Source organism: Dyella caseinilytica (assembly GCF_016865235.1).
GTDB lineage: Bacteria > Pseudomonadota > Gammaproteobacteria > Xanthomonadales > Rhodanobacteraceae > Dyella_B > Dyella_B caseinilytica.
On sequence record NZ_CP064030.1, the window covers coordinates 1919703 to 1944788 of the forward strand.

Annotated in this window: 27 protein-coding genes; 13 read left to right on the forward strand and 14 right to left on the reverse strand. The window is 59.1% G+C overall.

Features of this window, described 5'->3' with window-relative positions:
* Positions 1-93: 93 nt before the first annotated feature.
* Together ISN74_RS08465 and ISN74_RS08470 are read left to right on the forward strand one after the other, a co-directional pair.
* Complete coding sequence (locus tag ISN74_RS08465) at positions 94-579, forward strand: GNAT family N-acetyltransferase (RefSeq protein WP_203546726.1); 486 nt, start codon at positions 94-96, stop codon at positions 577-579.
* A 114-nt stretch (positions 580-693) separates the two neighbouring features.
* The gene (locus ISN74_RS08470) at positions 694-996 is read left to right on the forward strand and encodes a hypothetical protein (RefSeq protein WP_188798907.1); all 303 of its coding nucleotides are present in this window, start codon (positions 694-696) and stop codon (positions 994-996) included.
* 35 nt (positions 997-1031) lie between these two features.
* Here ISN74_RS08470 and ISN74_RS08475 read toward each other — a convergent pair whose 3' ends face one another.
* The 4 genes from ISN74_RS08475 to ISN74_RS08490 form a co-directional block, all read right to left on the reverse strand.
* The gene (locus ISN74_RS08475) at positions 1032-1340 is read right to left on the reverse strand and encodes a hypothetical protein (protein WP_188798908.1); all 309 of its coding nucleotides are present in this window, start codon (positions 1338-1340) and stop codon (positions 1032-1034) included.
* A 101-nt stretch (positions 1341-1441) separates the two neighbouring features.
* Complete coding sequence (locus tag ISN74_RS08480) at positions 1442-4438, reverse strand: glycoside hydrolase domain-containing protein (protein WP_188798909.1); 2997 nt, start codon at positions 4436-4438, stop codon at positions 1442-1444.
* Between the two features lie 141 nt (positions 4439-4579).
* Positions 4580-5005 carry a nuclear transport factor 2 family protein gene (locus ISN74_RS08485; protein ID WP_188798910.1) on the reverse strand — a complete coding sequence of 142 codons (426 nt, stop codon included), beginning with the start codon at positions 5003-5005 and terminating at the stop codon, positions 4580-4582.
* Positions 5006-5084: 79 nt separating this feature from the next.
* Positions 5085-5798 carry a CerR family C-terminal domain-containing protein gene (locus ISN74_RS08490; RefSeq protein ID WP_188798911.1) on the reverse strand — a complete coding sequence of 238 codons (714 nt, stop codon included), beginning with the start codon at positions 5796-5798 and terminating at the stop codon, positions 5085-5087.
* 94 nt (positions 5799-5892) lie between these two features.
* Between ISN74_RS08490 and ISN74_RS08495 the strand changes: the two genes are divergently transcribed.
* Genes ISN74_RS08495 through ISN74_RS08505 form a run of 3 tightly spaced genes read left to right on the forward strand, consistent with a single transcriptional unit; the run spans position 5893 to position 10119 of the window.
* Positions 5893-7032: an HlyD family secretion protein gene (locus tag ISN74_RS08495; protein ID WP_188798912.1), complete on the forward strand. Its 1140-nt coding sequence runs from the start codon at positions 5893-5895 to the stop codon at positions 7030-7032.
* Positions 7025-8605, forward strand: coding sequence for an MDR family MFS transporter (locus ISN74_RS08500; RefSeq protein WP_188798913.1), 1581 nt, complete (start codon positions 7025-7027; stop codon positions 8603-8605). The genes ISN74_RS08495 and ISN74_RS08500 overlap by 8 nt, the downstream gene beginning before the upstream one ends.
* 11 nt (positions 8606-8616) lie before the next feature.
* Positions 8617-10119 (forward strand): efflux transporter outer membrane subunit, encoded by a 1503-nt coding sequence (locus ISN74_RS08505; protein ID WP_188798914.1) that lies wholly within the window; start codon positions 8617-8619, stop codon positions 10117-10119.
* Positions 10120-10191: 72 nt separating this feature from the next.
* Here the strand turns inward: ISN74_RS08505 and ISN74_RS08510 are convergent, their stop codons facing one another.
* Together ISN74_RS08510 and ISN74_RS08515 are read right to left on the reverse strand one after the other, a co-directional pair.
* The gene (locus ISN74_RS08510) at positions 10192-10380 is read right to left on the reverse strand and encodes a hypothetical protein (protein WP_188798915.1); all 189 of its coding nucleotides are present in this window, start codon (positions 10378-10380) and stop codon (positions 10192-10194) included.
* 93 nt (positions 10381-10473) lie between these two features.
* Positions 10474-11595, reverse strand: a complete 1122-nt coding sequence (locus ISN74_RS08515; protein WP_188798916.1) for an HD-GYP domain-containing protein — start codon at positions 11593-11595, stop codon at positions 10474-10476.
* Between the two features lie 366 nt (positions 11596-11961).
* Here ISN74_RS08515 and ISN74_RS08520 point away from each other — a divergent pair, with 366 nt between their 5' ends.
* Both ISN74_RS08520 and ISN74_RS08525 read left to right on the forward strand, forming a co-directional pair.
* Positions 11962-12174 carry a hypothetical protein gene (locus tag ISN74_RS08520; protein WP_188798917.1) on the forward strand — a complete coding sequence of 71 codons (213 nt, stop codon included), beginning with the start codon at positions 11962-11964 and terminating at the stop codon, positions 12172-12174.
* Positions 12175-12258: 84 nt separating this feature from the next.
* Positions 12259-12636, forward strand: coding sequence for a hypothetical protein (locus tag ISN74_RS08525; RefSeq protein WP_188798918.1), 378 nt, complete (start codon positions 12259-12261; stop codon positions 12634-12636).
* Between the two features lie 21 nt (positions 12637-12657).
* Here ISN74_RS08525 and ISN74_RS08530 read toward each other — a convergent pair whose 3' ends face one another.
* Both ISN74_RS08530 and ISN74_RS08535 read right to left on the reverse strand, forming a co-directional pair.
* Positions 12658-13668: a sensor domain-containing diguanylate cyclase gene (locus ISN74_RS08530; RefSeq protein ID WP_188798919.1), complete on the reverse strand. Its 1011-nt coding sequence runs from the start codon at positions 13666-13668 to the stop codon at positions 12658-12660.
* Positions 13658-13867: a hypothetical protein gene (locus ISN74_RS08535; protein ID WP_188798920.1), complete on the reverse strand. Its 210-nt coding sequence runs from the start codon at positions 13865-13867 to the stop codon at positions 13658-13660. Before ISN74_RS08535 ends, ISN74_RS08530 begins: the two co-directional genes overlap by 11 nt.
* Positions 13868-14137: 270 nt before the next feature.
* On the opposite strand from ISN74_RS08535, the gene ISN74_RS08540 reads away from it, so the two are divergent.
* Together ISN74_RS08540 and ISN74_RS08545 are read left to right on the forward strand one after the other, a co-directional pair.
* Complete coding sequence (locus tag ISN74_RS08540) at positions 14138-15967, forward strand: alpha-L-fucosidase (RefSeq protein WP_229679087.1); 1830 nt, start codon at positions 14138-14140, stop codon at positions 15965-15967.
* A gap of 122 nt (positions 15968-16089) precedes the next feature.
* Positions 16090-16527 (forward strand): GFA family protein, encoded by a 438-nt coding sequence (locus ISN74_RS08545; protein WP_203546727.1) that lies wholly within the window; start codon positions 16090-16092, stop codon positions 16525-16527.
* A 21-nt stretch (positions 16528-16548) separates the two neighbouring features.
* Here the strand turns inward: ISN74_RS08545 and ISN74_RS08550 are convergent, their stop codons facing one another.
* The 5 genes from ISN74_RS08550 to ISN74_RS21330 form a co-directional block, all read right to left on the reverse strand.
* Complete coding sequence (locus ISN74_RS08550; protein ID WP_188798921.1) at positions 16549-16806, reverse strand: tautomerase family protein; 258 nt, start codon at positions 16804-16806, stop codon at positions 16549-16551.
* Positions 16807-16843: 37 nt separating this feature from the next.
* On the reverse strand, positions 16844-17554 hold the full coding sequence (locus ISN74_RS08555) for an SDR family NAD(P)-dependent oxidoreductase (RefSeq protein ID WP_188798922.1): 711 nt from the start codon (positions 17552-17554) through the stop codon (positions 16844-16846).
* A gap of 97 nt (positions 17555-17651) precedes the next feature.
* Positions 17652-18623 carry a LysR family transcriptional regulator gene (locus tag ISN74_RS08560; RefSeq protein WP_188798923.1) on the reverse strand — a complete coding sequence of 324 codons (972 nt, stop codon included), beginning with the start codon at positions 18621-18623 and terminating at the stop codon, positions 17652-17654.
* A 184-nt stretch (positions 18624-18807) separates the two neighbouring features.
* Positions 18808-19881, reverse strand: a complete 1074-nt coding sequence (locus ISN74_RS08565) for an NAD(P)H-dependent flavin oxidoreductase (RefSeq protein WP_188798924.1) — start codon at positions 19879-19881, stop codon at positions 18808-18810.
* Positions 19882-20037: 156 nt separating this feature from the next.
* Positions 20038-20292 (reverse strand): XAC0095 family protein, encoded by a 255-nt coding sequence (locus ISN74_RS21330; RefSeq protein WP_425488834.1) that lies wholly within the window; start codon positions 20290-20292, stop codon positions 20038-20040.
* Between the two features lie 188 nt (positions 20293-20480).
* Here ISN74_RS21330 and ISN74_RS08575 point away from each other — a divergent pair, with 188 nt between their 5' ends.
* The 3 genes from ISN74_RS08575 to ISN74_RS08585 all read left to right on the forward strand — a co-directional run bounded on the left by ISN74_RS08575 (position 20481) and on the right by ISN74_RS08585 (position 23525).
* Complete coding sequence (locus ISN74_RS08575; RefSeq protein ID WP_188798926.1) at positions 20481-20834, forward strand: helix-turn-helix domain-containing protein; 354 nt, start codon at positions 20481-20483, stop codon at positions 20832-20834.
* A 125-nt stretch (positions 20835-20959) separates the two neighbouring features.
* Positions 20960-21661 carry a DUF4386 domain-containing protein gene (locus tag ISN74_RS08580; protein WP_188798927.1) on the forward strand — a complete coding sequence of 234 codons (702 nt, stop codon included), beginning with the start codon at positions 20960-20962 and terminating at the stop codon, positions 21659-21661.
* A gap of 334 nt (positions 21662-21995) precedes the next feature.
* The gene (locus tag ISN74_RS08585; RefSeq protein WP_229679089.1) at positions 21996-23525 is read left to right on the forward strand and encodes a PQQ-dependent sugar dehydrogenase; all 1530 of its coding nucleotides are present in this window, start codon (positions 21996-21998) and stop codon (positions 23523-23525) included.
* Positions 23526-23611: 86 nt separating this feature from the next.
* Here the strand turns inward: ISN74_RS08585 and ISN74_RS08590 are convergent, their stop codons facing one another.
* Positions 23612-23914 (reverse strand): hypothetical protein, encoded by a 303-nt coding sequence (locus ISN74_RS08590; protein WP_188798929.1) that lies wholly within the window; start codon positions 23912-23914, stop codon positions 23612-23614.
* A gap of 181 nt (positions 23915-24095) precedes the next feature.
* Here ISN74_RS08590 and ISN74_RS08595 point away from each other — a divergent pair, with 181 nt between their 5' ends.
* Complete coding sequence (locus tag ISN74_RS08595; protein ID WP_188798930.1) at positions 24096-25037, forward strand: alpha/beta hydrolase; 942 nt, start codon at positions 24096-24098, stop codon at positions 25035-25037.
* Positions 25038-25086 lie beyond the last annotated feature (49 nt).

Consider the following 25086-nt stretch of genomic DNA (forward strand, 5'->3'; position numbering starts at 1 on the left):
AATTTGCCGTGGCTTTTGACAGGAGAGGCGGTGAGATCCGGCGTGATAAAAAGCCATGCCCATCAACGGGCGATCCGGCACGGTACGGTTCTTATGGCTATCGCAGATATCCGTCATGCGGAATTTCCACGTGACGCCGACGTGGTTCGCACACTTTTCCAGGAATACGCTGAAGGTCTGGGAGTCGACCTGTCATTCCAGCGCTTCGATGACGAGGTGGTTGCCTTGCCGGGTAAGTACGCGGTGCCGGAGGGGCGTCTGTTGCTTGCCTGGCACGGCGAGCAGGCAGTCGGTTGCATCGCCTTGCGCCGAATTGATCAAAGCGTTTGCGAGATGAAGCGTCTGTACGTGCGGCCCCAGGCGCGCGGCGAGTCGCTGGGGCGCCGGCTAGTGTTGCGTCTTTGCGACGAGGCGCGGCTGGTCGGTTACTCGCGCATCTATCTGGATACGCTGGCCTCGATGGCATCGGCGCAAAAACTCTACGAGTCCCTGGGTTTCATGCCGATCGACCCGTACGTTTACAACCCGCTTCCCGGCACGAAGTTCCTGGCGTTGGAGCTGGGCCAGGCTGAATGCTGAAACGCTGGCGTCACGAAAGCTGTTGGCGGCGTGTCACGAGCGGGTCACCTCAACACGTTCTACTCGATGCCGCCGGTCAGGTTCACCGACCTCGCTCACGGAAGAGGGTGCACCATGGTGCTTCATCGTATTCAACAGTTGGCGATACTCGGATGCATGATCGGCCTGGTGACAGGCTGTGCCACCAAGGGTGTGCCTGCTAGCTCAACGGATCCCGCCGCTTCATCGACGACGGTTACGTGCACGATCAATGCGCCTAGCGCGATGCCATGCGCCGATCAGGCGAGGCAGGCTTGCAGCAGCGATGTCCGCTTGCAGACGATTCGCTCGCGCAACGAGATTCCGGTCACAGAGGGCGCGCCGCAATATAGCGCGCCCTTATATCAATACACCGCGACCTATGCCTGCCACCGCTGAGGTGCGGTAGCAGGCAACCTGGCTGGAAAGCGGGATTACGCTTCTTCTTCCGTTTCCTCGGCACCTTCGGCCGTAATCTCGATCACGTCTTCATCGGCAAAGCCTTCGCGCACGATCACCAGTGCATTGGGATTGGTGTAGCAGAAGATCGGCGCGATATCGTCCGCGTAGCCATAGGTTTTGCACACCTCCAGCCATTTGGCGTGGATCTGCTGCCATTCCGTGTTGCCGATCTCGTCCGCGCCGAGCCACATGCATGCGCGGTCCCAGCGAATCGTGGCGGAGCCGTTCAGGAAAAGGGATTCCATGAATTGCGTAAATTCGATCTCGTGATGACGCTGCATGGTGGTTCCTTGATGGGGAAGTGAGGAGCTGGCGATTCTAGATGGCTTGTGTTGCGCTGTCCTGTCTTGACGGCGCGAAGCCACTTCGATCTGCGTTTGCGTTACTGCAGGATCATCAACCAACCTTTACCTGGCTCGACAGGAATGGCGTCGCCGGGCTTGAAGGTTGCCGCAGGCTGAAAGCCCGGGATGGCTGGTGCCACGAGCGTGGCTGAATCGCGCTTGATGCCGAGCGCTTTCCAGTCGATATGCAACGTCACGCTGGTATTGCCTGGCGCCCACGAAGCGAGAGCGATCATGGTCTTGCCTTGGCGCACATAGCTGGTGGCGAGCACATCATCACGATGGGTTTGTACGGGCGTGTCGTGCACCCACCAGCCGATCATGTCGGCTTGCTCGATGCCGAAGCTGTCCCACAACTTCCACAGTTCGCGTGGATCGCCACCCGTCCACGGCAAGCGGTTCGTCATGCCAAACAGCATGCCGCGCCACGGATTGCCGCCGTCTTGCAGCATCTCGCCCATCAAGCCATAGGGAATGCCAGAGATCTCGGTGAGCCAGTAAGCGGGAGAGGTGTGCTGGTAATCAAACTCTTCACCGAACCACAGGCGATCGATATACGGAAACAGTTCCATGTACAACAGCGTGCTGTTGATATAGCCATCGCGCGGGTTGTACTGATTGGCCGAATGCAGATCGATCAAGGGATGTGGGCGGTGCGCATCAAGCACCTTGCGCACGCGTTTCATCGTGGTGCGGTCATAAGCCACATCGTCGAGATAGAGGCCATCGATGCCGATGTTGCGCGCGAGCCAGTCCAACCCTTCGATGTAATAGTTGTGCCAGCGGCTTTGGCCGGCGTCGATCACTGCCGCATCGCGATTCTCGGGTACGTGCCAGGCAGCGATATAGTCGCCATCCAAGTGTTCCTGCAGCCATGAAAAACCGCCACCCGGACCAGCGCTAATGATTTCATGCCCCAGGCTTTCCAGTGCCGGCAGTTCCGGCGCGCGATCGGACAGCTCGCGAATCGTGTCGTAGATCTTGACCTCCATGCCACGCTGATGCGCAGCATCCACATAGGCGCGCATCTTCGCCGGTTCCAGGAACGGGTAATTGATCCACGGATTGATCGGCGTGGCGTGATGGATGTTCACTACGTTGGCGCCTTGTGCCTTGATCGTGTCCAGATCGCCGTAGGCGTGGAAATAGCGTTCGGCGAAATGCTCCGCCGGATGGATCGTCTTGAACGGCGTGACGCGCATGACGATGTCGTAATGCAGCGTTTGCCCCGTCGTCATGGTGCGTGGACCACTGAACGCCGTGACCAGATAACGCGTGCCATCGTGCTTGAACGTCACGCCGCCGTGCCCGTCGTTGTCCCACGAGGTGGGCATGACCAGAGGCTGGTCGTGATAGAAGTTGGTATTGAGTGGACGGCGGTAGTGTTCATCGCGAAGATGAAATTCCAGGCCGCCGTTCACGGCGCCGATCCATGCGCCGTCCTGATTGTTCTGCACGTTCCAGCGCCAGCTGAAATCGGCCGGAGCGTGATCGCCGGTCCGGCCAAGGCCAAGCTCATACTGCGCGGCGTTATCCCGCAACGGAATCTGCAGCCGGATGTCACTCAGCGAAACCGGTTGGGTGGCGGTCAGTGCGATGGAGTAGGTCAGCGTACCGTCCGCTTCCAGGCTGGCTTCGACAGTGCTCTGCAACGGGCCCGCTGTGCCGGCGGTTTGCCAATGGACTTTGGCCGGTCCGTCGATCTGCACGTTTGGTTCAGTGGATGAGGTCAGTGCATGCGCGCCGCCAGCATCCTCCACCAGCAACTGCATGGGAGCGGCAAGCAGCGATAGCGGCGTCTTCGCAAAACCCGTCATGCGTTCGTCGAAATGGCTGTCGATTTGCGCTGGCAAGCCGCCATGCGAAAGCGTGATATCGCGCCCGAGAATGCCCAGCTTTTCACCCTGCACCGTCACTGCCGTGAAGGGCTTGACGAGGTTGTTGTCCTGCGCGAGCGTGGAGTTGAGCCAGCGCAGGCGGGTGAGTTTGAAGGGATCATCGTCACCATGCGCCACGGCTTCTGCGCTGCCCACGGTAATGGCCAGCGGTATCGTTTGTGCGGGCACCCCATCTGCGCGGAGTGTCACGTTGCCGCGATACATGCCGGGTTTGGCCGTGGCAGGGATGTCCAATCCCATCCATAGCGGTTGAACGCGGCCCTGTGGAATGTCCAAATGCGTGACGAAGGGCTGGCCGGTGTAGTCGGTGCCGCCGAGGTTGAAGCAGGTAAGTGCCGAAGCGGCGATCACTGAGCCATCCGGACCTTGCAGATCGGTAAAGCTCACTTGCACGTTGTGCACGGCTTGACGAACTGCCCAGGCGCCAACCTGGAAGCTTAGGTATTCGTCACGCAGCGCGTTATCGGCGAACGTGCCGCCTGCACCGCGTTGTGCCCAGCGTTCGGGGATCTGGTCGAACATCCGAACCGGATGCTCGCGCGTTTCCGGAAACAGCAGCCAGGGCGCGTCAGGATGCACTGCAAGCACGGCCTTGATTTCCTGCGGCGTAGCGGTGCGTTCCATATCGGTGTAGGCATCAAAATCATCCACCGCCTGATAACCCAGTAACTTGGCTTGAGGCAGTTTTGCTTCGTGCGCAGGATCGTTTGCGCCACTGGATCGCAGCCATGCGGCGTCAGCGGTATCGCGCGGCGCCAGATAAGTCACCATTGGGTAATTGGCGCGGCCGCTTGTTACGTAGGGCTGATAATAGATGGCGTAAACGCCTGCCTGCTTTGCCTCGAAGACCAGTTCGCCCGTTGCCTGATCGATATGCACGCGCGCCATGTTGCTGACGATCTGTCCATCCGGACCGACGACGATGATGGCGACCTGGTCCGGGTGCGCGTCGCGCCTGCGCCAGGGTAGGGTGGCGCGTACCGCTGCTGCGGGTTTGTCCACCTGCACGGTGTAGCGATGATTGCCGAAGCGATCCGCATTCCAACGTAGTGGTACGGGTTGGGTTTCTGCCCTGAGGCTTGCCGTAAAGCTCAATGTTGCCAGTGCCAGCATGCAGGGCACGAACCGCTTGTCCATCGTTTTCTCCAACCAGCCATCGATATATGGCCTGTCTAACGCGTGGAGAAAATGCAATCAAGCACTGAAAGTCACGAATGAACCACAATGACTTTACGCTTATGCATGACAACGATGGTCATGCATAAGCAGCACGAGTAATTACTTCGCCGGTGGAAACCACAAGTGCTGAATTTTCCCTTGGCGCACTTCGTACACCGCAAAGGCTTCCGGTTGTCCTTTGCTGGCGGGCAGTCCGATGACGCGCTCGTGATCGACCACAATCGGGCCGCTGGCCGAGCGCTGCACAATCTCGACATGAAAATCTTTGGGCACCTTGGCTAGAAACGCAAAAGTGGTTTTCAGGGCGGCGATGCCGTGGACAGGCGAATCTTTGCCGCTCAGATCGGTGATGGTGACATCGTCGGCATAACAGGCTGCAAAGGCTGCAATGTCATGGGCATTGTAGGCATCCACCTGAGCCTGCACGACCTGGACGGGGTCGCTGGAGTGGCCGCAGGTTTGTGCCAGTAGCGCTGCTGGCATGCATGCCAGGCACAGGGCTGCGACGTTCTTCGATAGGAACATAGATCCTCTCAACGCTGTGCTGGGGTGAGAGGATGATAATCACGTTGCAAGCCGCTTGTTGGTATGACTGATGGCATCCCTACGATGCTTTGTGCTTCCCTGCATCGTGCCAGCTCATCAGCAGCGTGCGCGTCTGCTCATGCACGGCAGCTTTGATCATGACGGCCTTGGCGGCGTCGATTTCCTTCCATTCAAGCAGATCCAGGCAGGCGCCGGGTGGATAGTAGAAAGCCAGCACCAGACCCTTCAGGGTAAGCAGTCGGATGCGAGTGATGGTGTCACCGGGACGGGTGTGCATGATGTTTGCGAGCAGCGAAAGCATCAGCTTGTTGATCGGCCGCTTCATTTTCTTCTGCAGCATTTCCGAGGCAACGTTGGGGGATTCGCCCGCCAGTTCCCGCCCGACCAGGCGCCCTTTGGAAAGATGCGGTTGTACCAGCACGCTATCGAGGGTCAAGGCCTGGATACGCAAGTAGGCATCGATCAGTATGTTGACGTCAGCGTTGTTCTTCAGCGCGTCGCGGATTTGCTTCATGACCGGTGCGTAGCGAGCCTTCAGGTCATCGGTGATGTACTCGGCGCAGGCTTTGTACAGGCCTTCCTTGCTTTCGAAGTAGTACTGCAGCGCTGGCGCATTCACGCCGGCGGCAGAGGCGATATCGCGCGTCGAAGCGCGTTCGAAGCCGTGTTCCCCAAACAGCTGAATGGCCGCATCGATGATGCGCTGGCGGGTTTCGTCGCCCCGGGCATATCCGCCGGCGGATGGGCGGCGAAGGCGCTTGGCTTGAGTCATAGGGTTCTCCATCTCTGCCACCAAGATAGCATTTGACAAAAATATACCGATCGGAATAAATTTACCAGATGGAATAATTTCGGGGTCGATGGGCATGCCTGCTTCCAATACAAGCGCATCGGGTGATGCGCCGAATACTTCTGCCGCCGCACCGGCGCGGCGTAATGTGCCGCGTTTTCTGTTGCCGGTCGGCCTTGCGCTGGCGGTAGTGGCCGTGGTCGCACTGGCCTATTGGTGGATCGTCGGCCGCTTCATTCAGAGCACCGACGATGCGTACCTGCAAGCCGACAGCGTCACCGTGGCGCCCAAGGTCAGCGGCTATGTCACGGATGTTTACGTGGGCGATAACGTGCCGGTGAAGGCGGGTGACCCGTTGGTACGGCTGGACAGCCGCCAGTATCAGGCGGCGCTGGATCAGTCCAAGGCGACGGTCGATGCGCGCAGGGCGGACATCGAGCGTGCCCAGGCGGGCATCCAGCAACAGCAGGCGGCCATCGAGCAGGCCAGGGCGCAGCTGCAGGTCGCGCAAGTCAGTGCAAAGCACGCGGAAGACGAAGTACGCCGCTATAGCCCGCTGGCGAAAACCGGCGCGGAGAGCGGCGATCAATTGTCGGTGTTGATCAGCAACCGGGATCAGGCGCAGGCCACGCTGACCGCCGACAAGGCTGCGCTGGATCAGGCAGAAGCCCGCATTGCCGATCTCAATGCGCAGATCGCGCAGGCGCAAGCACAGCTGGAAGCTGCGCAGGCTTCTGCCAAGCAATCACAGCTGGATCTGCAAGACACCTTGGTACGCAGCTCACTGGATGGCCGCGTCGGCGATCGTACGGTTCGCGTGGGGCAATATGCCCAGCCGGGTACACGCCTGATGACGGTGGTGCCGGTGCAGAGCATTTATCTCACCGCCAACTTCAAGGAAACCCAGATCGGCCGCATGCGCGCGGGCCAGTCGGCCAAGGTGCATGTGGATGCTCTGCCCGGTGCGGATCTGCATGGGGTGGTCGACAGCTTTGCACCGGGTACCGGTTCGGAGTTCGCGCTGTTGCCGCCGGAAAACGCGACCGGCAACTTCACCAAGATTGTGCAGCGCGTGCCGGTGCGCATTCGGATCGACACCGATGAGCAGACGCGCAAGCGGCTGGTGCCGGGCCTGTCGGTCACGGTGGACGTGGATACCCGTTCGGAAGGCAGCAGTGTGCAACAACAGGCTTCGGTGGTAGGCCAGCATGGCTGAGACCGTCGCCAATCCGGCCCAACATCCGGAGCGCGCCAGTGTCGGTGACTGGATTGCCGTGGCGGCAGGTTCGCTCGGCGCGCTGATGGCGACGCTGGATATCTCGATCACCAATTCGGCCTTGCCGCAAATCCAGGGCGAAATCGGTGCCACTGGCACCGAGGGTACGTGGATCTCGACCGGCTACCTGATGTCGGAAATCGTGATCATCCCGCTTGCGGCCTGGCTGTCGCGCGTCTTCGGGCTGCGCAACTTCCTGCTCGGCTGCGCGGTGCTGTTCATCCTGTTTTCGATGATGTGCGGCATGTCGCACACGCTGACGATGATGATCATCGGGCGCATCGGACAGGGTCTTACCGGCGGCGCAATGATTCCGACCGCGCAGACCATCATCCGTACGCGCTTGCCGATGTCGCAGTTGCCCATCGGCATGACGGCGTTCGGACTGATTGTGTTGCTTGGCCCGTTGCTCGGTCCGGTGCTCGGCGGCTGGTTGACGGAAAACATCAGCTGGAGCTGGTGCTTCTTTATCAATCTTCCGGTTTGCATTGGCTTGATCACGTTGCTGCTGGCCGGTTTGCCATCGGCGCCGCTGCATCTGGAGGCGCTCAGACAAGCCGACTGGCTGGGCATCATCGGGCTGTCGGCGGGACTGAGTTCGTTGACGGTTGTACTGGAAAACGGTCAGCGCGAGCGCTGGTTCGAATCGGACATGATTGTCTGGCTCAGCGTGTTGTCAGCGATCGGCATGGTGTTGATCGCGATCTCGCAGTTCACCGCCAAGCGGCCGGTGATGCGACTGAGTCTGCTCAGCAACCCGCGCTATGCGAGCGTCATTTTCATCGTATTGGTGGTCGGCGCGGCGCTGTATGGCGTGATCTATCTGATTCCGCAGTTTCTCGGCTTGATCGCGGGTTACAACGCGGAGCAATCCGGCTGGGTGATGCTGGTATCGGGTGTGCCTGCCTTCATGATGATGCCGATCCTGCCGCGCCTGCTCGGCCGGGTGGATTTCCGCATTCTGGTCATCACCGGTCTGCTGTGTTTCGTGTTCAGCTGCATGCTGGACATTCATCTGACGGCGCAAAGCGTGGGCCACGATTTCTTCTGGTCGCAGCTGGTTCGCGGTGCCGGGCAGATGTTGGCGATGATGCCGCTGAACCAGGCGTCGATGGCGGCCGTTTCACGCGAAGAGTCGGGTGATGCAGCCGGTATCTACAACATGGCGCGCAATCTTGGTGGTTCGATTGGTCTGGCGATCATCGGCACGGTCATCGATCGGCGCAATACATTCCATGTCGCAGCCATACGCGAATCGCTGACCGCCAATTCGGTGCTGGGGCAGGAACGTATTGCCGCCAATGCGGGGAGCTGGTTCGCGCGCACCGGCGACATGGCGTATTCACAGATGCGTGCGCTGGGTCAGCTTGCCGGCCAGATCGAGCAGCAGGCCATGGTGATGACCTTTTCGGAAGTCTTTTATCTGCTGGGAATCGCTTTGCTGTGCTGCATTCCGCTTGCGTTGTTGCTCAAGACGCCGCGCTATCACGCGCCGGTTAGCGAAGGCCATTAAAGGTGTTTGTTATGTCCATTTCTTCCTTGCGCTACGCACGCATCTCTTGTGCAGCGCTGCTGACCGCAGTGGCGGGGCTTTCCGGATGCACGGTGGGGCCTGATTATCGTGGTGCCCCGGATGTCGCCCACGGCGCGGCGCAGGCGGGAGCGTTCGTGCGCGCGCCGTCCGCTGGTGTGACCTCGGCCGGGCATGCGCCAAGTCGCTGGTGGGAATCGCTGGGTGATCCGCAATTGAACGCATTGATCGACGCGGCGTTGCAGAACAATTCGGATCTGCACGCGGCTCAGGCACGCCTGCGCGAATCACGCGCCCAGTTGCAGCAGCAACGCGCGGCGGATATGCCGAAGGTATCGGCGGACGCTGCAGCGATGCGTATGCGCGAGCCGGATCTCTCCGGTTTGCAATCACTGGAGCAAAATTCCGGCAATACGCAGAACAGTGGACAGACTGCCAGCACCTCGCACGGACAGGGACCGCTGCAGCTGTATAGCGCTGGATTCGACGCGTCCTGGGAAATCGATCTGTTCGGCGGAACGCGCCGCGCCATCGAAGCCGCTTCGGCACAAGCCGAGGCGGTCAACGCCGATCTGGCTGACACGCAGGTGTCGCTGGCCGCGGAAGTGGCCCAGGCCTATATCGATTTGCGCAGCCAGCAGCAGCGCCTCGTACTGGCCAATCAGTCCGCGCAGCTCGAGCAGAAAACGCTGGATCTGATCCGGCAGCAGCGTGAGCGTGGTGTGGTCACCGACTCAGATGTCGAACGGCAGACCACGCAAGTGGAAAACACCAAGGCCACCCTGATCCCGTTGGACGAGCAGATCACCGAATCACTCGACCAGCTTGCCGTGCTGACCGGTCAGGCGCCCGGCGCATTGGATAGCGAACTTTCCTCACAGGCTTCACTGCCTTTGCTGCCGGCATCGGTGCCGGTTGATGATCCGGCGACGGTGTTGAAGCGTCGTCCGGATATCCGTGCCGCCGAGCGCCGCCTTGCTGCAAGCAATGCGCAAATCGGTCAACACGAGGCGGATCTGTTTCCCAAGGTGACGATGCTTGGCTTTATCGGTTCCAATGCCTCCGATCCGGGACATTTGACGCGCAAGAGCGCGCTTACCTGGCTGGGTGTGCCTTATTTGCAGTGGGATTTGATGGACTTCGGCCGTACGCGCGGCAGCATTCGCCAGGCAGAGGCGAGCCGTGATGAAGCGGCCGCCCATTACACGCAAACCGTGCTTGCCGCCTTGCAGGACGCCAATAACGCGCTCTCGCGTTATGGCCATCAGCGTGAGAGCGTGGCGCGTCTGCAGCTGATTGAAGCATCGGCGGACCGTTCCGCTACCTTGATGCGCCAGCGCTACGAGGCGGGTGCCTCATCGTTGATCGATCTGCTGGATACGCAACGGGTGCAATTCAGCGCCCAGCAGAATCTGGTCCAGGGCAGGGCGGAGCTGCTCAATGATTTTGTATCGCTGCAAAAGAGTTTTGGACTCGGTTGGGCTTCCGCGCAATAGACATCTGCGCCGCCAACATGACGGTTTGAGACGTCAAAGCTTTTGCAGTCAGCCCTTATTTGGGGAGCTTCACTAGGCTGCAGCGGCTTTGTGGTCAATCAGATCGGTGGTTATCTCGACCAGGCTGGCTGCGGCAACCGAAGCCAGTCGCTGCGGCCAGCAGTCATGAATGTGTTCGGCGACCAAGCATGGTTCGCCCACGCTGCACTGAGGGCAGGTGCGGTTATGCAACATCAGTTCTTCGATGACGGATTCGGTCATGGCTGGATTCCCCATGGACGGCTCGGCATGAATGGCCGCGCCGGTTGATGGCTTGCCTTGGTTGTATCGGCCGGCTGGCGCATGACTTGAGTATCAAGTCACCGCATCGGCGCCCCATAGGGCTTCCATGCTGACGCTCAGATCCAGCTCGTCCAGATTGACCGCCTCGCTGATGGCGTGCGCACCCACATCGCCGCGCCGGCGTATGGGTGTGGTGACACGCAGGCCGTCATGGGTGGTGATGGAAGACACTTGCGGCGTCAGGCTGTCGTTACCACGGTGCGTCACGACGGCGATGCTGCCATTGCGCAGCCGTACGCCGGTGCCAGGCGGATAAATACCCAGCGTCTTGATAAAGCTGGTGGCAACTTTGTCGTCGAGCCGCGCGCCTTCGTTCAGATAAAGCCGGCGTAGGGCGATGTGAGCCTGGAGCGGTGGCCGGTAGTTGCGACCCGTGACGCGAGCGCAATACACATCTGCCGAGGCGAGCAGGCGTGCGGGCAGGCCGATGGCGTCGCCGCGCTTGCCTTCAGGGTAACCGCTGCCGTCCGAGCGTTCATGGTGATCCAGCACCACCTGCAACCATAGTTCATCGGTAACGCCATACTCACGCAGCAAGGCTACGCTGTGCGCGCAATGTTGGCGCACTTCATGATGTTGATCGTCGTTTAGCGGGCCATCCACGGTCAGCAATGACTGCTGCAAATCCAGCATTCCTACGTTCATGGTCAAGGCTGCAGCCATGATCGACATGTGTTCCTTAAGCGGCAGTTCCAGCGCAGCGCCGACCAGCTCGCAAGTGATTGCCACGTTCACCATATGCCGCGTGGCGTAATGCCCTTCCCGATTCAGGAGGATGGAGGCGAGCGAGAGATCGGCATTGGTCTGGCACGCGCGGCGAAGCAGCTCCGTTATGCGCTTTATTTCGCTGGGAAAGTCCGTGGATTCGGCATCTGTAAGCAGAATATGCAATCGGCTTCGCGCCGAAAGAATCTGGTTCAGCGGGCGATTGGCCAACGCGCTGTCGTCAAACATGCCCGACCGTTTTGCCGAAGAGGTCGTGTCATCGAAATAGGCGACGCGCACCAGGCGTTCCACCGATGCCTCGCTGGTCAGCACATGGCCGGCACGGAGCAGCAGTTTGCCACGCTCGTCATAAGCGTCAAAAGGCAGAGCCTGGCCCACTTGCAACTCGCCCGACTGAATCGGTCGCATGGATGCCAGCCCCTCCCGCCAGCATGATCTTTGGTGGCGGTCGTTTGCCGCCTCGCACAACTGAGTGTTGTGACGCCTGCGTAGAACTGCGCAGGGCATCCCTACCTCTCAGCAGGAAGATCGGCAGCGGACGGCGAAACTTTAGGGTGGCGCAAAAGCGGACGTGCCCGTTCGTATACAAAGCCATCGCGAAACTGAAATGTCGCTGTACGTTATCTGTACCGGACATGTCGCTGAGGCTCAGTAAATCGCGCTGACAGGGCTTCAGTCAGCGCTGATTCGTCTGCGATCCCTACCATCGAGTTGCAGGATCCTTGCTATGTCATGCGCACGGCATGCCATTCACTCGCCAACCGGAGTTACGACATGACCAAGTTATTGCTGGCTACGACACTAGTAAGTCTTTGTCTGTCTCTTGCCGCTTGCGGCGGATCAAGAGCCATCGCCCAGAACAGCGGTACCTGCGGCAAACAGCTGACTGACCTGCAAACGGCGCTCAACTCGGGCGCGATGACCCAGTCTGAATATGACAGCGCACGCAGGGAGGCAATCAGGCGGTGTAACGGTGATGAGAACTGATTGCACAGGTTCTGCGCTGGTACACCGGCTGATGGGCACAGAATATGCATGCCATTTCCCGGGGATGTGAATCCGGGAAATGGTATGACGTTCGCACGTATTGATCAGATAACCCGAAGCGTGATGGCGCTTTGTCTGTGGCTGGCGGCGGTGACGCTGAATATGGGTGCTGTGCTGTGGCTGGGGTTCCAGATACTGCGCTGGCTGCACGACGGCTATTGGACAGATCAGCCCACCGTGATGTTCTGGTTGCGGGATTTCTTCCCGGACGCGTCCGCTTACCTGAATAACCCGCATTCCTGGTATGGGGCGGCCAAGGCGGCGTTGGTGTTGTCCAGGATGCCTTCCGGCTTTGCTCTGGTGTGCATCGGGACCTTCTTCGCTGTGCTGAATGTGTCGGTTAGCGATCGGCGGCCGGAGGCGCCCATGGTCACAAAGTCACGCGCTGCGGCATCTTTTTAACGCGGTCCGTAACAGGCGGTTTCAGATCTCAACCCGGTTGCGTCCACTCAGCTTGGCCCGGTACAGCGCTGTATCTGCGGCCTGCAGCATGCTGTGCGGGTCGCCGGCATGGCTGGGTACCTGGCTGGCAATGCCAATACAGACGGTGCTGGTGATATCGCCGCCTTCCACTTTGAACAGCACGGTTCTGGCAATGGCGCGGCGTATGGATTCGGCGAGTTGCTGCGCGTGTTCCGATGACGTATTTGGCAACAGCACGGCGAATTCCTCGCCGCCATAACGCGCCACCACATCACCAGCCCTGGCGGCCATCGTTCGCAGCACCAGGGCTACCATTTTCAGAGCATCGTCACCGCGCAGGTGGCCGAAGTCGTCGTTGATGTGCTTGAAGTGATCGACGTCGATCAGCAGCAGGCTCAGCGCGGTCTTTTCGCGAGCGGCACGTCGCCATTCCGTTTCGAAGATTTCATCGAAGCGGCGGCGATTGAGCGTGCCGGTCAAGCTGTCCGTGGAGGCTAATATCTGAAGTTGGTGATTCAGAACCTCCATTTCCGCTTTGGCAATACCGAGCTGCACGTTCATGTGAATCAATTGCAGATGTTGCTCGATGACATCGCGGAACTGCATCAGCAGGTTTTCATGCAGATCGGAATAGGCGTTTGTCTTGTTGTCCAGCACACAGATCGTGCCGAAAGGGGTTCTATCTGGCCAGCGAATCGGAAAGCCCAGATAGGAAATCATGTTGAGCTTGATATCCGGGTTGTTCTTCCAGTCGTCGTCCTCCAGCGCATTGGGGACAAGCAAGTGGTGATCGCTGCGGATGACCGTTTCGCAATAAAGCCCGGACTGATGCAGGCGCTCGCGGTCGCCAACACGATAAGGATTGCCAGCGGTTTTACTGGAAACAAACACCTGGATATCGTTGTCGACCACACGCATGATCAAGCTCGCCGGCGCGGCGATTAACTTGGCCATGGTGTCAACGATGTTCTGCCATTTCTCCAGTACGTCGTCGGGTACGTCAATGCGCATACGCCCCACCGACCAGGATCAGGCCAAGACAGGCCAGCACAAACAGGATGGTTGCCGCGGCCAGCAGCACGGGCTCGACGATGGCCGGATTGGCAAGTCTCGTCAGCAGCGCATGCCATACATGGTGGTGCAGGGCGCGCAGTTCGGAAGCGAGTTGGATGGCGCCATGGTCACTAAAGAAATGAGTGGTCTGCCACATCGGAATGACCCCCTAAGCAGTCGTCGCTGAATTCCATTCCGGCGAGGGATGTACGTAGTGTCCAAGCGATGGGCCTCGGTCTGTATCAGAAAACTCCGAAAATAGCCGGGCGCCGCCGGAAAGGGCGCAGATCCAGGCGTTCGCCGTGAGCGTTGCGCGCCGACCGGCAACGCGCTTGGCGAGATATGGCATCCGCTTTTGTCCCCGTTTACGGTCTTAACGGGTAAAGTCGGGGTTCCATCATCTTGAATGACGAAGGAAGCGTGGCGCATGGGGAAGAGTGTTGCAGGCAAGCAGGCCGCCTTATGGCTGCTGATCGGTATGGCGGGTTGTTCACAAAATCTTTGGGCAGACGCGTCGCCGGCTCAGCCGGTCACCTCGATGGCGGTGACGAGTCGTCAGCTCGATGAACCCCAGCCGCAGCCAGGACCGGGCCCCAGCACGGAAACCATCAAAGCCTGGCAGGACCGCAAGTTCGGTATGTTCATCCACTTCGGCCTGTATTCGCTGGCTGGCGGGATGTGGAACGGGCAGCGCGTGAACAACGGTTACAGCGAGCAGATTATGGCCAACGGCCCGATTCCGATGAAGGAATACGAAGCGTTGGCATCGCATTTCGATCCGGTGCACTTTGATCCGGATGCGATCGTGGCCTTGGCCAAGGCGGCGGGCATGAAGTTCATCGTGATTACCGCCAAGCATCACGATGGATTCAATCTTTTCCACACCGCGCAGACGCCTTACAACACGGTGGATGACACGCCTTATCACCAGGACATCGTCAAGCAGCTTGCCGATGCTTGCGCGCGCGGTGGCCTGAAGTTTGGCGTCTACTACTCCACCATCGACTGGCATCATCCGGGTGGCAATACGTATATCGACGGCAACAGCAATCCGATCACGCCGGGGCAGGAGGCTTTCAACGTAGCTCAGCTTAAGGAGCTGATGAGCCATTACGGACCCATCTCCGAAATCTGGTTCGACATGGGCAAGCCCACGCCTGCGCAAAGCCGGCATTTTGCCGAAACGGTGCATGGACTGCAGCCGCAAACCATGATCTCCGGGCGCGTGTGGAACTACGAAGGGAATTTTGCCGTGATGGGCGATAACGCCGAGCCCAACGTGGCCATGGAAATGCCGTGGCAAGCGCCCGCATCCATGTTCCCGGAAACGTGGGGCTATCGCTCATGGCAAGTGCGCACCGATTTGCCGGGCAAGATTCGCGAGAACATCACGCGACTGGTCAGGGTGGTCAGCCAGGGCGGTAATTACATTCTCAACATCGGGCCGGAAGGCGATGGCTCGGTGGTGCCTTACGAAGCGCAAGTGCTGCAGGGCATCGGCGAGTGGCTGAAGCACAACGGAGAAGCCATTTATGGCACCCGCAAGCAACCCTTTGCTGCGCTGGATTTTGGTTATGCGACGGTGGGGCCGCACGCGGTCTATCTGTTTATCGCAAAGATGCCGGCGGATCACCAGCTTCATCTGCCCGGTGCCGCGGATACGGCATTTGGCCGTGCGTACCGGCTGGGATCGTCTGAATCATCGGTCGCGATTCAGCGTCATGGCGATGATGTCTCCATTGCGCTGGATCAGCTCGCAGGCTGGCCCAAGTCCGATTCGGATGGTGGCAACATCGACACATTCATGCCGGTCATCGTGTTGCCCTTCGATGGCGCACTGCGTGTTCGCCCTGAGGCCATGGCCGCTGCGAAGGATGGCAGCTTCCATCTGCAGCCGGCACAAGCAGAGCACTATCTCAATTACAACGGCGAGGGTTATGAGGCCCCTTCCACGCTTTATAAGCTGAGCTGGCAGCTTGATGCGAATGCAGCGAACTATTCGCTCACGCTGCACTACACACCACCGCAACAGCGCTCGACACTGGATCTCTGGGTCGACGGGCAACGTTATGCTTTGAATCTGGACAGCGCCACATCGGGGCAAACGAGTACCGCCAGCAAGACCGTCCGCATTCGTCGTGATCGCTCAACCCATCCTTATGCGATGCAAGTGGAGCTGACACCCGCCGCGCCTTTTGTGCAGGGCACCCCGTTGCCGGTAACGATACAGAATCTGGAATTGCTACCGCAGCCATGAAGTAAGTCACTTGTCACCCATCCACAGGCTGCGCATCATGTTAAGCCTGTGATGGTCCCGGACGTCTTGTTTGAAACATGCTTGCCGGGGACAGGTGCTTTTTTGATGCGGAGCATTGATGTATGAGCGCGAATCAGCAAGACGACGTGTTGAAACTTCAAGGTGGTTGCTATTGCGGCGCGGTACGCTATATCGCCGAAGGGAAGGCGGTGATGAAAGGGCAGTGCCATTGCCGCGAATGCCAATACATCAGCGGTGGTGCGCCGCAGATGTTTTTGCTTATGCCGCGTGAGGGCTTCCGCTATACGCAAGGCTCGCCAAGGTCGTTCACGCGCAGTGACCTTGAGCATCCGGTGACACGGGAGTTCTGTGGCGAATGCGGCACTCACCTGGTCACGCTGCGCAAAGACCTGCCCACCTTGGTGGTGTTGAAGGCTGGACCGCTCGATGATCCAGCCCTATACGGCCATCCGCAGATGGCGATTTTCACCGTCGACAAGCAGCCTTTCCACCATGTGCCGGATGGACTGCCATCCTTCGAGCGTATGCCGGTGCGGTGAGCGGCAAGTATCAGTGCCGGATTATTCGGGCGCTGTCGGTGCTCCGTGGGACTTTTTTGCCAGTTGCTTTCGGAATTCGGGGACTGGCAAGCCACCCCATCCGAAATTTTCCAGTTCTACTTCTTCAATGACGACAAAGGTCGCGTCGAGCGGCTTGTTCAGAACGTCGAGCAGCAACTGGCTGGCGCCCTTGATCAATGCTGCCTTTTCTTCAGCCGTGGCGGCATTGCGGCCTGGGCCGGACCCTTCGCGGGTGATGGTGATGTGGACGATAGGCATGATGGTTTACCTCGTGGCTATAGCTATCGGGTAGGGATCAGTGACCGGCGCTCTGGCCACCATCGACATGCAGGATTTCGCCCGTGACGAAGCCGGCCGATTCCAGATAAAGAATCGCTTCGACGACGTCGCTGATCTCGCCCATGCGGCCGACCGGATGCAATGAAGCGAGCGCAGCATGTGTTTCTGGCGAGTGCATGGGCGTCTTGATGACGCCAGGAGCGACCGCATTGACGCGAACGCCACGCTTGGCGTACTCGATCGCCAATGACTTGGTCGCTGCGTTGAGTCCACCCTTGGTCAACGATGCCAGCACGGAGGGCACGCCTTCGATCGCGTAGTCAGCCAGGGTGGTGGTGATGTTCACGATGTGGCCGCTGCCTTGCTTCACCATCTCCGTCGTGGCCAATTGCGTGATATGGAAAAAGCCATTGAGGTTGATGGCCAGAGTGTTGGCGTAATCTTCTGCCGTGTAGTCCGTGAAAGGTTTGGCGACAAAGACGCCGGCGTTGTTGACCAGTGTATCGATGCGGCCGAAGTGCGACATGGCTTCGCGCACAATGCGCTCGGCAACCGAGCGGTCGGTAATATCGCCAGGTATCGCCAGCACATCCGGATCGCTGAATGGTTTGATCGAACGGGAATTGGCGATAACGCGATAATCGCGATCGCGAAATGCCTTGACCAGCCCTGCGCCGATGCCTTGCGATGCGCCGGTAACAATAGCGACTTTGCGTTGCGTGTTCATAGTGTGTGACTCCTAGAAAAGATTTAGCGATGCCGATCGGGCCCGGTGGCGCCGACGTGTCTAATCTAGGAGCGAGGACGGGATTAGCGAATCCCTGCTATTCGGCAAACACTCTTCCGCGCCGCGGTGGAATCGGCGCATCAGGCTTGGTTTCAGCATCCTTGATCAGGCACGCAAATCGCGCACGCAGGCGCGGCAATGCGAAATCGACAAAGGCGCGCACCTTCGGTACGGACAGACGCCCATACGGTGAAACGAGATGGACTGGAAATGGGGGCAGTTCTGCATCGGCAAGAACAATGCGCAGCTGATCCTGTTTGATTTCGGAGGCCACGTGATAGGACAGCAGGCGCGTAACGCCGTGTCCTTCCACCGCCGATCCGACGGCTGCACGTACGTTATTGACCACCAGCCGCGGCGTGAAAGAAACGGCACGAGGCACCGAGGACCCTTCAAGCGGCGGAAAACTCCAGGAATCCTGACCCATGTGCTGCATGGCGATGATCGAATGCTTGGCCAGATCGGCAGGCTCCACGATACGTGGATGCGTCGCCAGATAGCGCGGTGACGCGACGATAACCCTGCGCACTTCGGCAATGCGTTGAGCGACCAATGTCGAGTCAGCCAGATGCGTGATACGCAAGGCCAGGTCCATGCCTTCGTCGATCAGGTTAACCGGGCGCTCGAGCAGATACATGCGCACGCTGACGGTGGGGTATTCATCCATGAAGGCGTCCACGATGGGGCGCAACAATTCCACGCCCGCGAAGACGGTCGCTGTGATAGTGAGCGTGCCGCGTGGCACGGACCGTTCGCCCGCCGCGTTGCGGTCGGCCTCCTCAAGGTCCATCAGTAGCTTTCGGCACGCGGTTGCATAACGTTCGCCGGCTTCGCTAAGTTTTATCGAACGCGTTGTCCGGTGTAGCAAAGGCACACCGACATGCGCTTCCAGAAAGGCAATGGCGCGGCTTACTGCGGCGGCCGAACGTCCGGTTTTGCGACTCGCTCCCGCAAGACTGCCCTCATCAAGGGCAGCCACAAAGACTTTCATGGCATCGATGCGGTCCATAGGAGCCTCGCGTGCGTGCAGCGTCATTGCCTGCAGCAGTGTGCTACAGGTGCGGGGGACCTTGAAAGGTGTGAATCGTCTCGCGGGACCGTGTGGCGCGTGAGGCCGAAACAGCACAACGCCTGCACTGCACACGCGGGCACACAGCACGCCGATGCAAAGTAGGAAAGGGGCGGGTATCAGCTCAGCGCGTGGCCTGGTCCAGTTCGGCCTTGAGTGTTTGCATCAATGCTTGCGTGGTCATGCTACGGGCCAGCGGAGCCCCCTGACCAGCCCACTGCGCCCCGTATCCACTTTGGCCGGCGGCCTTGCCTGCCGCGTTGAGTGATTTGCCAGCGTCGTAGGTTATCGGGTAGTCGGGCACGTCCGCGTCGGGCACGGTAGCGCCCCAGCGCGTGAATGCGTTGGCGAGACAGCGGGCCGGGCGTCCAGAAATCACGCGCGTCATCACGGTGTGATGCGCGGCGTCGCTGAAAAGGGTTTGGCGGAAACCAGCATCTGCCAGTGATTCATCGGTGGCTATGAAGGCCGTACCCAATTGCGCGGCGCTCGCGCCCAACGCCAATACTGCGGCAATGCCTTTGCCATCCATGATGCCGCCTGCAGCAATCACAGGGACCTTGACTGTTTTTGCCAGCACGCGTGTAAGGGCAAACGTGCCAAGACGGCTGTCTTCGGCGTCCGGATTAAACATGCCGCGGTGGCCGCCTGCTTCGTAACCTTGAGCGACCACAGCGTCGATACCCGCGGCTTCGATCGCCAGCGCTTCTTCCACGTTTGTCGCGGCGGCCATCAATGTGATGCCAGCCTTGTGCAAGGCTTCGATCTGGTCTTGGTGTGGCAGCCCGAAGTGAAAGCTTACAACGCTTGGTTTTTCCTCCAGCAGCATCGTCAACATGTCGTAATCGACAAGAAAGGACGTGTAAATCTCGCGCAAGGCTTGCGGAGGCTTGGCACCGGTTCGTGCAAATTCCGCGCTCAATCGCTGCAGCCACGCCTGTTCTTTATGCGGATCGGCCTGCGCCGGGCGATGGGTGAACACATTGATATTGAGTGGCCCGCTGCTCAGCGCCCGGAATTGATGGATGGCATCCCTGGCCTGCGTTGCTGTCATGGCGCCTACACCCATCGAACCAAGGCCGCCTTGGTTGCTCACCGCCGCGGCCATCGCGGGCGACGATACACCTGCCATCGGTGCCTGAATGATGGGGACCTGGATTCCAAGCAGATCGAGTGCGGACGAGTGATGAGTCGGCATGACCAGTGATTCCTGTGTCGGTGGGAAGCGTAACGAACCACCGTTAGCTGGGGATGCATACAACTGTAATGCCGAAGCCGTCCCCGGCGAAGCTATGCCATGCGGTCATCAGTCTTTCACGGCATGCAAGAATCCTTCATGACACGCGCGCTAGCGTTATTCCGCTGTGTTATTGGCAAGAAGAGCCACAGCGCTGTCGACGCGCTGGGCGAGATGATCAAAGCAATGGGCGAGCGTGTTGCGGCAGATCAGTACTTCCGGATTGCGCGCCGCCTGTCGTGCGGCAACGGCGGCGAACAGGCGCAACTCGTCGCGGACGCTGCAGAGGCCTGCATACGCCTCCTCGGTGACTACGTGGCGACCTGATCGAGATGTGTGAAGGGAGGCAGTGGGCTTGTTGGTCATGATCATATCACTTTGAAATAGAAGGGATATTTCATTGGTTGCCGGATCCTGCCTGCCGGTGGTCGGCTTGGCGAACCTGCATGTCGGTCATACCAGTCTAGTTCTTTTTGTAATCGTAATACAGGTAAAAAACTGACTTTCGCGTAACCGTAAGGCGAGTAATAACGTCGTCGCCGACCTGAAGAAGGACGGTTATGAAGCGAAAGGGCATTCATTCAGCGGAACATCGCGAGCTGGTGACCCTGCTTTTCGATTTGCGCCGCGAGGCTGATCTCACTCAGGCGGAAGCCGCCAAGGCCTTGGGCCGGCCGCAGACTTATGTGTCGGCGGTGGAAGTGGGACGACGCGGTGTGGATCTGGTGCAGATCCGCGAGTTCTGCGCCATCTATGACGTGAGCTTCCCTGAGTTTGCCGAGCATTACGAAGAGCGTTTGAAAGCAGTCACCAGTGAGGCGCGTCCGCCGCGGCTCTCCACGCGCAAGCGCGCTGCGGCAAAGAAGACGGCATCCAGGGCCAAAGCGGTCAAAGACAAAACGAAGCCGAAGTAATCGTTGATGACTATCAGCACTCGTATCGAGCCGGATCGGTGCTAGCGTTATCCGATCTGTGAGCACGGGCGTCCCATAGGCACAGCCGTTCTGTATGTTGCTTTGTCATTGCTGACGAGGGTGATATGACGGTCGCAGTGGTTGATGTGTCCCAGCGCAAGGCTGCCAGGATAGCCGGTGCCCTATACATGCTACTGATGGTATGTGGTGTCTTCGGCGAATTCGGCGGCCGCGGCAGTCTGATTGCGAACGATGATCCTGCAAAGACAGCCAGCAATATTCTCGGGTCCTTACCGCTTTTCCGGCTTGGCATTGTCAGCGACCTGGCCGCCTTTACCGGCGATATCGCCATCGCTGTTGCTCTGTATGTGCTGTTGAGGCCGGTGGGCCGCAATCTGGCCTTGCTGGCGGCATTCTGGCGTGTGGCGGAAGCAGCCGTGCTCGGCGTCATAACGCTCAACAGTTTCACCATGTTGCTGCTGCTGACCGATCCACGTTATGCAAAGGTGTTTTCCAGCGAGCAGTTGCAGGATCTGGTCTGGCTGTTCAACGACACGCACGATGCTGGCTACAACATTGGCATGATCTTTCTGGCGTTGGGCTGCCTTGTCTTTAGCTGGCTGTTGTTCAAGTCGCGCTACATTCCGCGGCTGCTGGCTGGCTTTGGCGTGTTGGCGTATGCCGCGATGCTGATTGGAAACATTTTGACCATCGTTCGTCCGGATTATCCGATCGGCACGAATTTTTATATGCCGGCCGGCATCTACGAGATTGTCATCGGCTTATGGCTGTTGGTACTAGGGGTACGCGGACCCGCCCGCGCATAGACGGAATTCGCGCGATCGGGCAATTTTTCCGCAGCATCGGGCATCGTTCTGTCATGCTTGTGGTCCGACAATTGGCGGATGTATCGGGCGGTTCTGAGCATAGCGGCTCCCGCACCCGATACAGCAGGTTTCAAGACAGGGATAGCGTCGTTACCGTTTTCATTGCAGCAAGCAGAGAAAGGTTATGGCCAAGCACGCGTTCATTAGGTTGTCCTCGTTTTCTCCCCTATGTGTTGCGTTTGTCGCAGGCCTTTCCGGCTGGGCTGTAAGTGCTGCTTGTGCTGCGGCCGATACGACCGCGTTTCATGATGCGCCCAGTGCAGCATCCTCGGTGGTGAATCCCTATCAAGGCCAGCCGGCGGCGATCAGCGCTGGCGGTCAGCTGTATGCCGCGCATTGCGCCAGCTGTCATGGCGGCAGCGGGCAGGGTAGCGGCAATATTCCGGGGCTGGCGCATGGCGCCACTCAGCAGGCGACTGATGGTGCTTTGTTCTGGTTCATCACCCGGGGCGCGGTCAATAATGGCATGCCGTCATGGGCGGCCTTGCCCGCGCAACAGCGTTGGCAGATTGTTGCTTACCTGAAAACCTTGCCGACGGCGAAAGCGGTGCCCGTGCAGCAAACCGCGGCGATAGCATCCACCATTACGACACCGCCGCCACAGCCGCCGTTTACCGACTTCCGTTACGAATCACCGGGCAAGGTGCGAAAGATCACCGTGAACGATCTGCCGCCGCCCTATGCCACGGAATCCGCCGGCAATGGGCCGACCATGGCACCGCGTCCTGATGGCGTGATGCCGAAGGCGCCCGAAGGCTTCAAAGTCAATCTGTATGCAGAAGGCCTGGGCACGCCACGCGTCATCCGCGTGGCACCGAATGGCGATATCTTCCTGGCGGAAAGTGGTACGGGCCAGATCCGTATCTTTCGCGGCATGACCGCAGACGGCAAGCCGCAGCAGACATCGGTGTTCGCAACGCATCTCAACCGGCCCTATGGCATTGCGTTCTATCCGCTGGGGCCGAATCCGCAGTGGGTTTATATCGGTGATACCGATGCGGTAGTGCGCTTCCCTTATCACAATGGTGATCTACAGGCGCGGGGCAAGGCGGAGCATGTGGTCGATCTCCCGCATGGCCCAGGCCATTGGACGCGCGACGTCGCGTTCTCACTCGATAACAAGACCATGTATGTCGCGGTGGGATCGGGTTCCAATGTCGACGATCCTGATACCACGCCGGCCGAGAAGAACCGCGCGGACATCCTGGCGTACGATCCGGATGGCTCGCATATGCGCGTTTATGCATGGGGCATACGCAATCCATCCGGTATCGCGATCGATCCGCAGAACGGACAACTGTGGACCACCGTGAACGAACGCGATGGCCTAGGTGACAACCTGGTACCCGATTACATCACGTCAGTGCGTGAAGGTGGTTTCTACGGTTGGCCGTGGTGGTACATGGGATCGCACCAGGATCCGCGCCACGCGGGCAAGCATCCGGAACTGAAGGACAAGGTCATCACGCCGGATGTGATCTTGCAGCCGCATAACGCATCGCTGCAGATCACGTTCTATGAAGCGAACCGCTTTCCTGAGTCTTACAAGGGAGATCTGTTCGCCGCCGAGCACGGTTCCTGGAATCGTTCCACGCGCGTTGGTTACGAAGTCATTCGCATTCCTCGGCATCATACGAGCAAGGCTGGCGGGGAATACGAGGATTTCCTGACCGGCTTTGTCTTGCCGAATGGACAGGTATGGGGAAGGCCGGTGAGCGTGACAGCGGCACCGGACGGTTCCTTGCTGGTCACGGACGATGGATCGAACTCGATCTGGCGGGTCGACTACGTTGGTGCAAAGTAGAACCTGTCTACAACACTGAAACTATCGTCATTTAGCTTCGTAGCCCCGGCAAAAGCCGGGGCTTGGTGACGACTGGTCGCGCGGTTTTATCGCTTGTTAGTGTCCTGCTTGTCGTCATCCACTTCGCCCAGCACCCACTTGCGCCATTTGGGCGGAAGCGCAGCGGTCTGTCCTAGCGGTGGCGATCCGGGTTTCCCGCGGTGTTGCCAGACGCGCCACAAAACGATGCATGAGCCCACTGCGGTGGCGGTAAGCCAAAGCGCCAACATGGCCGATTTAACCAGCGGCGAATGGGTGTTGACGATCAAGGTCAGCACGAACAGTGCCATGCCCAGCTCCGCAAAAGCACGCGGACTACCCCATGAACTGCGTTTGGCTGGCTTGTTCATTGAGCGAGTCTAGCATTCCGAAAGAAGCACCATAGACGAGTGCGCCACTGGCTTGCCCGAAAAAATCCATAGGACTGGCCGCTGCCAAGCCGAGACGGCGTGCAGAATTGCAACAGGGGTTCTACCTGATTTCCTGTCTCGATCTTGCGATCTTGGCCGCGCGCCAACATGGAGGAGCGTTATGAAGCTGTGGACGATTGCCCTGTGTCTGCTGGCTGTATGGGGAAGTGCGTATGCGGAGACGGTCGTTTGGCAGCCCGCCGCCGGACACTCGCAAATACCGATATGGCCGGGAGCAGTGCCTGATGCCAAGCCCGTGCCAGGACCGGAATACGCCGAAACAGATGCCAAAGCGCTCATCGCTGGCAAGCCTTTGATTGCGGTAAGTAACGTCTCCCAGCCCACGATGACGGTCTATGCCCCTACAGGTAAGAACACTGGAGCGGCGGTTGTTGTCTTTCCAGGTGGCGGTTTCCAGATTCTGGCTATGGACCTCGAAGGTACCGAGGCGTGTGACTGGCTGACATCGAGAGGCATCACGTGTGTGTTGTTGAAGTATCGCGTCCCGGGTGTGCCTTACGTCTGGCAATGCGATTGCCGTCCGCACGATTTTGAGATATCGGTGCCGTCGTTGGAGGATGCCCAAAGAACGTTGCGGCTGGTGCGCTTTCATGCGACGGAGTGGCACATCGACCCCCACAAGATTGGCGTGCTCGGATTTTCAGCGGGAGGGTATCTGGTGGCGGAAGTGAGTACGCATTTCAAACGCAGCTTGTATAAGCCGGTCGATGCGGCCGACAAAGAAAGCAGTCGTCCTGATTTTGCCCTGGCGATTTATCCGGGACATCTGGCAACCGATAATGGGACGTTGAATCCCAACGTTCCGATTTCTCATGAGACACCACCTACGTTTTTAGTACAGGCAGAAGACGACAGCACGGATGGTGTAAACCAATCGCTGGTTTACTACGCCGCGCTGAAGAAGGCTGGTGTGCCGGTGGAAATGCATCTGTACGCACACGGAGGGCATGCCTTCGGCTTGCGGCCGACGCAGCTTCCGATTACGCGGTGGCCTGAACTGGCCGAGGCGTGGCTGCGGACGATCGACATCGTCCATGAGTGAAAACGTGTTTGTATCGCCGCCTACGCATGTGAGATCTGTTTGCCACGAC